Here is a 12,560-nt window from a genome sequence, read left to right on the forward strand (position 1 = left end):
CAAGATAGATATTCTCAAGAGGAGAAAACAACATGGCTGCTAAGGACGTCAAATTCGACACCGATGCCCGTAACCGTATGCTCAAGGGTGTGAACATCCTTGCGGACGCGGTCAAAGTCACGCTGGGCCCAAAAGGCCGCAACGTGGTTCTCGACAAATCATTCGGTGCACCGCGCATCACCAAAGACGGTGTTTCCGTTGCCAAAGAGATCGAGCTGGAAGACAAGTTCGAGAACATGGGCGCGCAGATGGTCAAGGAAGTGGCCTCTCGCACAGCTGACGAAGCAGGCGACGGTACAACCACCGCCACTGTGCTCGCTCAGGCAATCGTCAAGGAAGGCATGAAATCAGTTGCCGCCGGCATGAACCCGATGGACCTCAAGCGTGGTATCGATCTGGCAACTTCAAAAGTGATCGAAGCGATCAAAGCGGCCTCCCGCCCTGTTTCCGACAGTGACGAAGTTGCGCAGGTTGGCACGATCTCCGCCAACGGCGAAGCTGAAATCGGTCAGCAAATTGCTGGCGCGATGCAAAAAGTCGGCAATGAAGGCGTTATTACCGTTGAAGAAAACAAAGGTCTGGAAACAGAAACCGATGTTGTCGAAGGCATGCAGTTCGACCGCGGTTACCTTTCTCCTTACTTTGTCACCAACGCCGACAAGATGACAACAGAGCTGGAAGACTGCATCGTGCTGTTGCACGAGAAAAAACTGTCTTCTTTGCAGCCCATGGTGCCGCTGCTGGAGCAGGTCATCCAGTCGCAAAAGCCTCTGCTGATCGTTGCAGAAGACGTTGAAGGCGAAGCGCTGGCAACTCTGGTTGTGAACAAACTGCGTGGCGGTTTGAAAATCGCTGCTGTGAAAGCGCCTGGTTTTGGCGATCGCCGCAAAGCGATGCTGCAGGACCTTGCGATTCTCACAGGTGGTCAGGTGATCTCTGAAGATCTCGGCATGAAGCTTGAGTCCGTGACCATGGACATGCTGGGTTCTGCCAAGAAAGTGCAGATCACCAAAGACGAGACGACCATCGTTGACGGTGCAGGCGAGAAGGCCGAGATCGAAGCACGTGTTGCTCAGATCCGCACGCAGATCGAAGAAACCACGTCGGATTATGATCGTGAAAAGCTGCAAGAACGCGTTGCCAAACTGGCAGGCGGTGTTGCTGTGATCCGCGTGGGCGGCATGACCGAGGTCGAAGTGAAAGAGCGCAAAGACCGTGTTGACGACGCATTGAACGCCACGCGCGCTGCGGTTCAGGAAGGTATCGTCGTTGGCGGCGGTGTTGCGCTGGTTCAAGCGGGTAAAACACTCGAAGGCCTTACTGGCGACAATAACGACCAGAATGTCGGCGTCACCATCGTTCGCAAAGCGCTTGAAGCGCCGCTCCGTCAAATTGCCGAAAACTCCGGTGTCGATGGTTCTGTGGTTGCAGGCAAGATTCGTGAAAGCGGCGATGCCAAATTTGGCTTCAACGCTCAGACCGAGGAATATGGTGACATGTTCGCTTTCGGAGTGATCGATCCGGCCAAAGTTGTGCGTCATGCGCTTCAGGATGCCGCGTCCATTGCCGGTCTTCTCATCACGACCGAAGCCATGGTTGCGGACAAGCCAGCCAAAGAAGGCGCGCCAGCAGGTGGCGGCATGCCTGACATGGGTGGCATGGGCGGCATGATGTAATAACGCCTGTAGTTGTTCTGAAGGGCTCGCCGAAAGGCGGGCCCTTTTTCATTGAAACCTTATGCAATTTTGGGTTCGGAAATTCGGGAATTGACAGAATTAGACCTACCGTATCGCGCTCCCCGAAGACGCATATCTAGGCCGGAAGTTCGACGATCCGGGAGTAGCTCCCCAACATTTCAAGCGCTTCTGAAAAAGTTTCACTGGGATTTTCTTTTACCAGATAGCCCGCCACATTTTGGCTGTATGCTGACTGAATGTCATGCGGCATATCCGATGTTGTGAAGACGAAGACGACGATCCGGTTCAGGACTGGATCTGACCGGACGGTCTCAAGAAATTCCAGACCATTCATTCTGGGCATATTCAAATCCAGCGTCACGATGAAGGGAGGCAGGGTGCCATGCTGATCGGCTGAGCCTCTCAGGATGTCCAATGCCTCCTGTCCGTCTTTCGCAACGATTGTTTTGTTGACGATTTTGAGTTTCTTGAGGGCGCGTTTCATCGCCATGATGCTGATTTCATCATCATCCACCAGCAAGAAGGTCGCTTCCTTGGTCGCGTTTTGCATGTGGTAACCTTTCTGATTGTGATGCGCTGAGACGGGTTCGGTTAGGCTGCGTCAGCTTCAACTTCGTGCAAGGCTACGGCTGTTGCCGGCAAATCAAAACAGAACTGTGAGCCACGCGTTTTCTCGGGGTCGGACTTTAATTCGATGCGATCCTTATAGCGTTCAAGAAGTTTACGTATGATTGCCAATCCCAATCCGCTTCCTTCGACATCATCGCGTGGTTTAAGTGTCTGGAACAAATTGTATATTCTGTCCTGATATTCCCTCAGGATGCCCGGGCCATCGTCTGCCACTGTGACAACGATCCGGTCTCCGAGCAGCTTTGCTGAAATGGTAACTGTTCCATTGCTCTTGTCGTGATGTTTGATCGCATTGGAGACAAGATTGATCAGAATTTGTTCCAACGGCGTCGAAAGAGTGTTCGTTGAATCCAAGGGCCCAACATAGTCAATGCGGAACGTGTTTTGCGGATCCAGCATTGTCGAGATTTGCTCTATCATATCCTGCATCCGAACAGGCGAAATGTTCTCGTTCTCTTGACCTGCACGCGCATAGTTCAGGAGATCGGACAGGAGCCGGTCGAGCCGATTGGCCCGGTTCTGAAGGAGATGCAGGTAGTTGTTGCTCTCGTCTGTTAACTGGTTGTCAGAATCTTCCAACGTCCATTCGGCCAGATCATGCACTGCACGAAGAGGTGAGCGCAGATCGTGAGCTGCAACATAGGCGAATCTTTCCAGATCAACATTTGATCGTCTCAATTCCTCCGCGTTTTCCTTGAAGATAATCAGCGCTCTGGCGATATCGCCCAACTCATCGTCACCTTTCACGTCGATCGGATGAGTGAGATCGCCACCTGCGATCGCATGGACGGAGCGCTCCAACCCACGCATTCTGCGATTTATCTGTTTCTCGACAATAAAGGAGTTGCCTGCAACAACTGCGCCGAGCACACCCACAAAGGAAAGTAGCAACACGGTTGTCATCAACTGCGTCGCCTTGTTCAGACTAATCGACTTCTCTGCAACACGAAGCGTGGCTTGATTGGTAAGCGTGGAGATAAATTCAGATAGTTCCGTGACCATCTCCAACTTGGCATCCCGAAGAGCAGCAAGTTCCGACAGGTGTGAAGCCGTTGCGTTACCAAGAGCAACCAGACCCCCATCCGCCAAAATGACCTCATCCAACTCTATGGCCAATTTTGCCAGCTCGGCCCGTTCTGCCCCTGATTCAAGTTGAGCGAGCAGGGCCGTGATCCGTCGTAGTTTGGTTTTCAGTGTCACGGCAAGAAGTTTGGACTCCTCAATCGTGCTGTTGGATCGGTCCTGCGCTGCCAAATCTATGGTCGATTCGATATCCATCGATAAGCTGACCAGATTCAGCGAGGTCAGAAACAATTCGGAGAACAATTGATCGATCGCACCGGTGACAGAAGCGTTATCCTGCCGCGCCTGGCTCAGCAAATTCTCGATACCGACCGTTGTGCCGAAGTTCAGTGTTCGAAGATTGTCACGCGCGGCAATTCTGATCGCGTTAAGTGCTTTTTTATGAGCGTCGATCTCGCTTTGAGCTGCAAATAACGTGTTCTGGGAAGTCAGAAGGCGATCAGCGGATGCCTCCAAGGCGTTAAGATGATCTGCCAACCGGTCACCAAGGGCAGATGATCCGAATGCCTCAACGACTTGTGCAACATGGTTTCGCAGCGAGCCAACCTTGGTTTGAAAGTCCTGTTTGGCGTCGGCAAGATCATTGACATCCGGCGCCACGGCCGCGCGTTCAAGAGCGACGAACATATCGCTGAGCTCGCGTTCTGTCTTCTGGGTTTCGATCAGGAGTGGAAGCGCGTCTTCTGTGAGCTCGGCATGCGCGGTCTTTATGTTGCGCAGCTGAATGACGCTGGCCATGCAGGCCGCAAGCGTGAGCCCTGCAATGAGGAAAAACAAAAATCTCAACCGCGCGACAATGCCGGACAAGGCGGGCCGTCGATCTGGCAATGAAGCTTGTGAAACTTTCATCGTCAATCGCTACCACAGCAAGACTTAAACCCATCTTAAGCCAAACCCCAATAGGATGAGCAAATTCAATTGCGGAGTTTCTCATGCCCTATCGCCTGCCTGTTGCTGCTCCACGGATGTGCCGCCGAACATTGATGCGGTCAGCGCTCGCGTTGGGGGCTACCTCCATGGTCCCGCAATTGGCGCGAGCGACGGCGTCCAAACCTCTTTACGTGGACGTGGCGGAGTGGGTGCGTGGCCTTGTAGGGGGGGTTCCGGGGCAATTGGAAGTGCTGTTTCCAAACGGATCAGAGCAAAACCTTGCGCCAATTGCATCTGCGTTTACCGAGATGACAAAAGTGAAGGTCAAGCTCCGCGGGGTTCCGGCCGAGAAGCTCAACACACAGATCGCTCTGGAGGTAATGGCCGAGGAACGACGCTTTGATGTTGCTTTGCCTGCAACCTACGGACTGCCTGACCTCGTGGCGTCAGACGTGATCCAGCCTTTGAACGATTTTGCCGAAATCTATGAACCTGCCGATTTCAGGAGAGGGATTTTATATGACATTGGCGATCGCTTTGACGACAAGCTCTATGGTTTCCAGGCGGATGGCGATGTCTACCTCATGTTTTATCTTAAAGAACTTATTGAAAACCCTAATGAAAGAGCTGCGTTTCAGGATGCCTATGGAATGGAATTGGCAGTTCCCAAGACCTGGGCGGAGCTGGACCAACAGATGGCTTGGTTTCACCGACCGGATCAGGATTTGTGGGGCGGTTTGTTACTGCGTAGTCAGGGGTATCTGGCTTGGGAATGGTGGTCCAGGTTCCATGGTTATGGCATGTGGCCCTTCTCTGAACAGATGGAGCCTCAAATTGACGCCCCGGCGGGCATAGCGGCACTCGAAGATATGATCCGGTCGAGCGCTTACTTGCACCCTGACGCGAAAAAGGTGCGTTTTACGGCGAATTGGGAGCTTTTCTCGCAGGGAAAAACCTACTGTAATATTGGTTGGGGAGGTGCGCAGAAGTTCTACAACGCACAAGGTTCGGCATTGCGCGGAAAGCTCTGTTACGGGCCTACACCAGGGGGAGAAATCGGAGCAGGCGGGAAACCGGTGCCTATCCCATTTTTCAATTGGGGGTGGAGCTATGTCGTCAGCCGTGCCTCGTCCAGACCGGAAGTCGCCTATCTGTTCTCGCTTTTTGCATCCACGCCCGAGATGTCGACACGAGCGGTGCGAGAAGCAGGGGGTTTCTTTGACCCGATCCGACCGGAACACTATGAGGACCCAGTCATAAGGGATGTCTATTCGGATGCGTTTCTGAAAGTGCATAAATCCAGCTTGAGAGGTGCGATGCCTGATCTGTTCTTGATGAATCAGCCGGAGTATTTTCGTGTGCTTGAAGAAGCGCTTGCGGATGCGCTTCGTGGCGAAACGACGCCAAGTGAGGCCCTTGTAAGGACCTCGCAGCTGTGGGAAATGATCACCAGTCGCGCCGGCCGATCAGAACAAATTCGTCGCTGGCAAGAACTCAGGGCCAAGTATCCTACCGAGGTCGCCCGTCATCTGCGCGACGTCCAACCTAGCTAACACGCGCTGCTGTTAATGGTGTGTTCAGTGCGGGCTGCTAAGTTGCCAATTGACGTCAAAACCGAGGACGAAGCTCACATGAACACAAATGCCACATTGCGCGCATCCCAATCTTCATCCGCTGCGGAAACTTCGCTCGAAACTTCCAAGGAATTTGAAGATTTCATCTATTTGATCAGCCACGACGTGAGAAATTCCGTCCGAGCGTTGATTGAGCTTCCTCAGTGGATTGCCGAAGATCTTACCGAGGCAGGTGTAAAGATAGATGGATCCGTTGCGGAAAGCATTGAGTTGATGAACAAGCACACGGGCCGGTTGGACAGAATGCTTGTCGACTTGCTGACATTTTCGCGTGTGGGGCGGATGCAGAATGTCGAAGACGTGAATATCGATGCCGCGTTATCGGAGGTTCTAGAGGAAATTCCGATGCCATCGGGTTTCACGGTCGTCCGCGCCTTGGATTGCGAAGTGGTGACGATCGGAGAGAGAGATATCATGACACTCATGACGGCGCTGATCTCTAACGCTGTTAAACATCATGATCGCAGCTTGGGCAAAATTGTGGTGTCGAGTTACCGCGACCGTGAAGATGTTGTTTTATCCGTGCGGGACAATGGGCCCGGCATTCCAGCGGGCTACCACGAACGCGTTTTGGGGGCGATGACGACTTTACGTCCGCGCGACGAGGTGGAGGGCAGTGGCATGGGGCTCGCGATCGCTCGGAAAATCGCACAGCTCTACGATGGTCGTATCTCAATCTCGGAAAACCAAGAGGGGCGTGGGACCACGATTGAAGTCCGATTGGCAGTTGGCAGCCCCTGAGTATCCCTAACAAAAATCTTGGTCGACGGATTCATGTAAGTGGTTGGCCTTTATTCAAACAGATATCAAAGGCAGAATGCCTATGTACATTGACACCCAGTTCTCAACCGTTGCGGCATTCGCTGCGTCACGTGCGTCCGTCAGGACCTTGATACTTGATGATTGCGCCTTTGACAGAGCTCGCTTGCGGCGATCATTGTCCGAAACAAGTTTGCTGCTCGATTTGGAAGAAGTTGCCAACCTCTCTCAATTTGAAGCAGCCCTGCGCACGGAAAGTTACGACCTGTTCTTGATCGACCATAGGCTTCCGGTCGGGAATGGCCTTGACGCCCTTGCTGCCATTCGAAGGAGCCGGAGCGGTCTGGATGCTGCGAAGTTGATGATCACGGGACAAGTTGAACCAGGTCTTGAAGCCGCCGCACGGGAGGTCGGTTGCCAAGGTGTAGTGCCAAAAGACGAATTATGCAGTGATTATTTGGAGCCGATTATGTTCGACGCATTATTTGGCGCCAAATACGATCTGCTGGTTCAACGCAATCAGTCAGGGGAACCATCGCGCCACATGTAGCAAGATCGCTCCTCGTTGCTGTCAGTGTGAGCACGGAAGAGCGGCACGTCAATCTGAGCGATGCATGGCTGTATAAGAGGGCGTCAATCTGATTGCGCGCAGCAATGTGAAACCCGCGATAACTGAACCGTGACGCTTGGTGCCTTGGCGCAAGAAGACATTAGAGCTATTGCGGAAAGATGCGCCTGATAATCCTGACGTCACTGACAATGATTGCTTTTGCAGCAAATTCAATCCTGACACGGCTTGCCATTGATGGCGGTCACATTGATCCAAGCAGTTTCGCGTTACTCAGGGTTCTTGCGGGAGCCATCGTTTTGGGCATGCTTATGACAGCTCGCGGTGGGCAAGTGCAATTTTTTCGGCGTGAACGCTTGATCGGCTCTGTAAGTCTGGCCGCTTACATGGCCGGGTTTTCTTTGGCGTATTTGACGCTGGACGCCGGGCTGGGGGCGTTGATCCTATTCGGTGTCGTTCAGGTTACGATGTTCGCGCATGGCGCACTAACCAACGCGACGCCAAAACCCCGGCAAATTGCCGGTGCAACAATCGCTTTTGGCGGGTTGCTTCTGGCGCTTTGGCCAGGGGCGGGCGGCCACTCTGACATTGTTGGCGCGTCTTTTATGATCATCGCAGGATTGGGATGGGCCGCTTACACCATTTCCGGAAGATCCTCTCCTGATCCGCTTGCCGCAACCACCGCAAATTTCTTGTTGTGTTTGCCTTTTCTGGCAATCGTTTTGGTTGGTTTGGCTGCGCGAACAACGGCCACCGGCGTAGCTCTGGCCATTCTGTGCGGCGGGGTGACTTCGGGACTTGGATATGCACTCTGGTACTCTGTACTACCAAGACTACAGCAAAGTTCCGCGGCGGTTATTCAACTCAGCGTGCCGATAATTTCGTTGATCGGGGGCGCCTTGATACTTGGGGAGGTCATCACTCCCTTGATTGCGGCTGCCACATTGCTGGTTATCGGTGGGATCGCAATTGCGGTCACAGCACAATCGGCTCAAGCGCGTCGTAGCTGAGCGCGTGGTCATTTTCGAATGCGATGATGGCCAGGCTGTCGGGTTTGACGTTTAGGTCAGATATTTCGTGTTCACTGGCCCAGATGTGATCTGAGACGATCTTTTCAGGGTCTTGCCAGTCTTCCGGTATCGTCGCTGCCCCCACTATAGCGCATCTGAAAAAGACCTCGACTTGATGAAAGCTACTGCGGGGATCATAAAACTCATTGATCAGACAAGGCGCGCCAACGCGAACGGTCAGCCCCGTTTCTTCCCGGACCTCCCGGGCAAGATTGTCGGGCAATGAGGCCCCCGACTCGACACCGCCACCGGGCGCACAGAGCAAGGTACTACGCCCAGCGGGCCAAGCGTTGACCAGCAAAAGCCGATGTTTGTGCACAATTACCGCTCTGGTGGCCAGACGAACAGGATTTGGTGGCATATTGTTCTGCTTTCTGTAAAAGCGCGTAACGTCAGACTGTTGTAAAGCGCCAAGGGGCATTATCTCAAGGCTATGGATCACTACGTAAACACGATTGTCGGGGCAGTCCTATTTGTTTTGGTCGCGGCCAGTGCCGAGGCGCGGTGTGCGGTTTTGCTTCATGGCCTGGCACGAACCGAATTCTCGTTTGCGATAATGGAGGCCGCTTTGGAGGCCGAAGGCTACAAAGTCGTGCGCCCGGGATACCCGTCAACAGAGGCACCCGTTGCGGAATTGGTCGAGCGCACCATCCCGGACGCTGTTGCGCGTTGCGGACCGCGTGGGTCGGTTGATTTTGTCACACACTCGATGGGCGGTATTCTGGTGCGCCAGTGGGTTGCTGATACTGCCCCAGACCGGATCGGGAGGGTCGTTATGCTGGCCCCACCAAATCAGGGCAGCGAGGTCGTTGACGCGCTTGATGAGGTCGAAGCCTTTGATTGGATCAACGGCCCCGCGGGCGCGCAACTGGGAACGGAGCCCGGTGATCTGCCCCGCCGCTTGCCTGCCGTTACATTTGAGCTTGGCGTGATTGCGGGGGATCAGTCTTTGAACCCCTACTTTTCGTCCATTTTACCGGGCCGTGACGATGGTAAAGTGTCCGTCGCGTCAACCAGGGTCGAGGGTATGAAAGACCATCTTGTATTGCCCGTGACCCATACGTTCATGATGAATAATCCGCGCGTTATCGCCCAAACGATTTCCTTTTTGAAGACAGGCGCATTTGATCGATCTTTGACATGGTTTGATGCTGTCTTGTTGCAGCTGGGCTGTCCGGATGGCAGTTGCGTCCCGGATGTAGGGGATTTCATTGGTAAGCCTTGATTTGACGGGGGGGCAGGTTCTCGGGCCGGAGGGCCTGCGTGCCGCGGACGTTTACCTATCGGATGGTCGGATTGTAGATGCCTCGGATGGGCGCAAAATCGATCTGAGCGGATTTCTGGTGCTGCCGGGAATTGTCGATATTCATGGAGATGGATTCGAGCGTCATCTTGCCCCACGGCGCGGCGCGATGAAGCAAATGGCCGAAGGTCTGATCGCAGCGGAGGCCGAATTTGCTGCAAACGGCATCACAACGGCTGTTTTGGCGCAGTTTGTCAGCTGGGAGGGCGGGCTGCGCGGGCCGGAGTTTGCGGAGAATGTGTTCGATGCGATCCGTCAAACGGCCCCAACGCTGGTCACCGATCTAAAGGCCCAACTACGATTTGAGACCCATCTGCTGGATCTCCACGCGCAACTACCACAACAAATCGCCGACTGGGGTGTCGACTACGTGGTCTTCAATGATCATCTGCCGCATGATCGGTTGTCCCAGGGACGGCAACCGCCCCGCATGGTCGGTCAGGCGCTCAAGGCTGGCCGCAATCCGGATCAGCACTTTGCGATGATGCTCGGTCTTCACGCGCGATCCGCCGAAGTGCCACCGGCACTGGACCGTCTTTGCGCAGAACTTCGGGCGATGGGCGTTCGTATGGGCAGTCACGATGAATCCCGCCCTATCGACCGAGAGGTCTGGCATGCGCGCGGGGTCGACATTTCTGAATTTCCTGAAACGATCGAGGCAGCGGAAGCCGCGCGTTATAACGGCGAAGCGGTGATCCTTGGGGCGCCAAATGTCGTGCGGGGGGGATCGCATAAAGGCAATGCCTCGGCGGTGGAACTGATTTCGATGGGATTGTGTGACGCACTGGCGTCAGACTACCACTACCCAAGCCCCAGACGGGCTGCGCTGATGCTGGCAAAGAGCGGTATCGGGGATTTCGCCAGTTGTTGGCGGCTGATCTCGCAAGGTCCTGCTGACATATTAGGCTTGTCTGATCGTGGTGATCTGTCGCCGGGAAAACGCGCTGATATCGTGATTTTGGAGGAGAAATCTTACAGGGTTGCTGCGACGCTGGCGGCTGGGCAATTCAGCTACATGTCCGGAGAAATCGCAAACCGGTTCATGTAAAGCGAATCTTAGCCGCGTATTCTGTTTACATGGCCCATTTTCCGCCCCGGTTTGGTCTCCGCCTTACCATACAGGTGCAGCGCGCAGTTACCCTCTTTTTGCAAGGACGGTACCCGATCCATGTCATCTCCGATGAGGTTTTCCATGGTAATGTCAGCGTGCCGGGTGCCGTCGCCCAAGGGTAGCCCAACGACCGCCCGAATATGTTGTTCAAACTGATCAACAGCGCAACCGTTCTGAGTCCAATGACCGGAATTGTGAACCCTCGGAGCGATCTCATTGACGATCAGCCCGTCGGCCGTAACAAATAACTCAACACCCAGAACGCCCACATAATCCAATCTGTTCAGGATTTTCGCAGCCATCAAGACTGCATCTGTCCGTTGTCCGGCACTCAACCGGGCCGGGACTGTTGTGGTGTGCAATATTCCGTTTCGGTGCACGTTTTCGCCGGGGTCAAAACAAGCGACATCACCCTGAGCGCTTCGGGCCGCGATGACGGAGACCTCATGCGTAAAGGAAATGAACCCTTCCAGAACGGCGGGTTGACCGGCCATATCAGCCCAGGCTTGTCCAATGTTATTGGAGTTCTTTATGCGCGCCTGCCCTTTGCCATCATAGCCAAACCGGCGGGTTTTTAGGATAGAGGGCATCCCGATTTTCCCCACCGCAAGCTCAAGTTCTGCTTCCTTGGTCACATCCGCAAAGGGTGCTACGCGAAGCCCCAGATCTTGCAGAAATGTCTTTTCGATCAGGCGATCCTGACTGACCCGCAATGCCTCGCGTCCGGGCCGGATCGGCACAATCGCCTCGATCACATCAAGGGCCGTGGTTGGTATGTTCTCAAATTCATAAGTGACGACATCGACGTTCTGAGCAAATCGAGTCAGAGCCGCGGTATCGTCATACTCTGCGGTTGTCAGTTTGTGGGCGACATCTGCTGCCGGCGGGTTGGTTCCGGGCTCGAATATATGCGTTTTGAAACCCAGTCGCGCGGCGGCTACTGACAACATGCGCCCCAATTGGCCTCCGCCCAGGATGCCAATGGTTGCACCGATCGAAAGTGCTTCAGTCATCTGATGGCGCCTCTGGAATGGAAGCGGATAAATCGGCACGCCACTTATCAAGGCGTTTGGCCAGCGCTTCATCCTGCAAAGACAGGATACCTGCAGCCATCAAACCGGCGTTTGTGGCACCGGCGGCACCGATGGCCATGGTGGCAACCGGATATCCGCGTGGCATTTGCAAGATGGAATAGAGCGAGTCCACACCGGAAAGCGCCTTGGTCTGAACCGGAACCCCAATGACGGGCACGCGGGTTTTTGACGCCATCATTCCAGGCAAATGCGCGGCCCCGCCCGCTCCTGCGATGATGACTTGCAATCCCCGTTCCACGGCGGTCATTCCATAGTCCCACAACCGGTCCGGTGTGCGGTGAGCCGAGACAATCCGCGTCTCATAGCTCACATCCAGACTGTCGAGAAGGTCGGCAGCCTCTCGCATGGTGGACCAATCGGATTGGCTGCCCATGATGATCCCCACAGCGGGTCTGGTCATGTGAAAGGCCCCCTCAGCCCGAATTCTGGAAGCGGCACTATAGCCAAACGCAGGCCTATGGCAATGCGGGTAAGTTGCCTGAAAAATCCGCTCAGGCAATGATGTCCGGTGTGAGGCGATCTTCTATCTGAGCGATCAGATCCTTCAGACGCAGTTTTCGTTTTTTGAGGCGTTGCAGGGTGAGTTGATCGCCCATACCCTTTTCCACGAGCGCTTGGATGGCTTCATCAAGATCCCTGTGTTCGCGTCTGAATACTTCAAGTTCGACGCGCAGCACTTCGTCGGTTTTCATCGACAGATCGGTGGGGGCATTCATGATGGCGTGATTCCGTTGCTTTCCT

General features: G+C 54.4%; 14 protein-coding genes. 8 read left to right on the plus strand and 6 right to left on the minus strand.

Annotated elements, in window-relative coordinates:
* Positions 1 to 32: 32 nt before the first annotated feature.
* Positions 33 to 1,676: a chaperonin GroEL gene (groL, locus tag Q0802_RS17575; RefSeq protein WP_298920680.1), complete on the plus strand. Its 1,644-nt coding sequence runs from the start codon at positions 33 to 35 to the stop codon at positions 1,674 to 1,676.
* Positions 1,677 to 1,812: 136 nt separating this feature from the next.
* Here the strand turns inward: groL and Q0802_RS17580 are convergent, their stop codons facing one another.
* Both Q0802_RS17580 and Q0802_RS17585 read right to left on the minus strand, forming a co-directional pair.
* Positions 1,813 to 2,247, minus strand: a complete 435-nt coding sequence (locus tag Q0802_RS17580) for a response regulator (RefSeq protein ID WP_298920682.1) — start codon at positions 2,245 to 2,247, stop codon at positions 1,813 to 1,815.
* A 41-nt stretch (positions 2,248 to 2,288) separates the two neighbouring features.
* Positions 2,289 to 3,866 carry an ATP-binding protein gene (locus Q0802_RS17585; protein WP_298920683.1) on the minus strand — a complete coding sequence of 526 codons (1,578 nt, stop codon included), beginning with the start codon at positions 3,864 to 3,866 and terminating at the stop codon, positions 2,289 to 2,291.
* Between the two features lie 69 nt (positions 3,867 to 3,935).
* Between Q0802_RS17585 and Q0802_RS17590 the strand changes: the two genes are divergently transcribed.
* The 5 genes from Q0802_RS17590 (at position 3,936) to Q0802_RS17610 (ending at position 8,251) form a co-directional block, all read left to right on the plus strand.
* Entirely contained in the window at positions 3,936 to 4,241 is a 306-nt protein-coding gene (locus Q0802_RS17590) for a hypothetical protein (protein ID WP_298920684.1), read from the plus strand.
* A 101-nt stretch (positions 4,242 to 4,342) separates the two neighbouring features.
* Entirely contained in the window at positions 4,343 to 5,833 is a 1,491-nt protein-coding gene (locus tag Q0802_RS17595; protein WP_298920685.1) for an extracellular solute-binding protein, read from the plus strand.
* 78 nt (positions 5,834 to 5,911) lie between these two features.
* Positions 5,912 to 6,655 carry an ATP-binding protein gene (locus Q0802_RS17600; RefSeq protein WP_298920687.1) on the plus strand — a complete coding sequence of 248 codons (744 nt, stop codon included), beginning with the start codon at positions 5,912 to 5,914 and terminating at the stop codon, positions 6,653 to 6,655.
* 82 nt (positions 6,656 to 6,737) lie between these two features.
* Positions 6,738 to 7,223, plus strand: coding sequence for a response regulator (locus Q0802_RS17605; RefSeq protein ID WP_298920689.1), 486 nt, complete (start codon positions 6,738 to 6,740; stop codon positions 7,221 to 7,223).
* 179 nt (positions 7,224 to 7,402) lie between these two features.
* Positions 7,403 to 8,251 carry a DMT family transporter gene (locus Q0802_RS17610; protein WP_298920690.1) on the plus strand — a complete coding sequence of 283 codons (849 nt, stop codon included), beginning with the start codon at positions 7,403 to 7,405 and terminating at the stop codon, positions 8,249 to 8,251.
* Here Q0802_RS17610 and Q0802_RS17615 read toward each other — a convergent pair.
* The gene (locus Q0802_RS17615; RefSeq protein ID WP_298920692.1) at positions 8,217 to 8,672 is read right to left on the minus strand and encodes an NUDIX hydrolase; all 456 of its coding nucleotides are present in this window, start codon (positions 8,670 to 8,672) and stop codon (positions 8,217 to 8,219) included. The two genes, Q0802_RS17610 and Q0802_RS17615, sit on opposite strands and share 35 nt — an antisense overlap.
* Before the next feature lie 72 nt (positions 8,673 to 8,744).
* Between Q0802_RS17615 and Q0802_RS17620 the strand changes: the two genes are divergently transcribed.
* Complete coding sequence (locus Q0802_RS17620; protein ID WP_298920693.1) at positions 8,745 to 9,536, plus strand: alpha/beta fold hydrolase; 792 nt, start codon at positions 8,745 to 8,747, stop codon at positions 9,534 to 9,536.
* Positions 9,517 to 10,662, plus strand: a complete 1,146-nt coding sequence (locus Q0802_RS17625) for an alpha-D-ribose 1-methylphosphonate 5-triphosphate diphosphatase (RefSeq protein WP_298920844.1) — start codon at positions 9,517 to 9,519, stop codon at positions 10,660 to 10,662. Before Q0802_RS17620 ends, Q0802_RS17625 begins: the two co-directional genes overlap by 20 nt.
* Positions 10,663 to 10,670: 8 nt before the next feature.
* Here Q0802_RS17625 and Q0802_RS17630 read toward each other — a convergent pair whose 3' ends face one another.
* The 3 genes from Q0802_RS17630 to Q0802_RS17640 all read right to left on the minus strand — a co-directional run bounded on the left by Q0802_RS17630 (position 10,671) and on the right by Q0802_RS17640 (position 12,535).
* Positions 10,671 to 11,738 carry a 5-(carboxyamino)imidazole ribonucleotide synthase gene (locus Q0802_RS17630; protein ID WP_298920695.1) on the minus strand — a complete coding sequence of 356 codons (1,068 nt, stop codon included), beginning with the start codon at positions 11,736 to 11,738 and terminating at the stop codon, positions 10,671 to 10,673.
* The gene (gene purE, locus Q0802_RS17635) at positions 11,731 to 12,219 is read right to left on the minus strand and encodes a 5-(carboxyamino)imidazole ribonucleotide mutase (protein ID WP_298920697.1); all 489 of its coding nucleotides are present in this window, start codon (positions 12,217 to 12,219) and stop codon (positions 11,731 to 11,733) included. Before purE ends, Q0802_RS17630 begins: the two co-directional genes overlap by 8 nt.
* 91 nt (positions 12,220 to 12,310) lie before the next feature.
* Entirely contained in the window at positions 12,311 to 12,535 is a 225-nt protein-coding gene (locus Q0802_RS17640) for a DUF465 domain-containing protein (protein ID WP_298920699.1), read from the minus strand.
* Positions 12,536 to 12,560: the final 25 nt, after the last annotated feature.

Source organism: uncultured Roseobacter sp. (assembly GCF_947495275.1).
Lineage (GTDB): Bacteria > Pseudomonadota > Alphaproteobacteria > Rhodobacterales > Rhodobacteraceae > Roseobacter.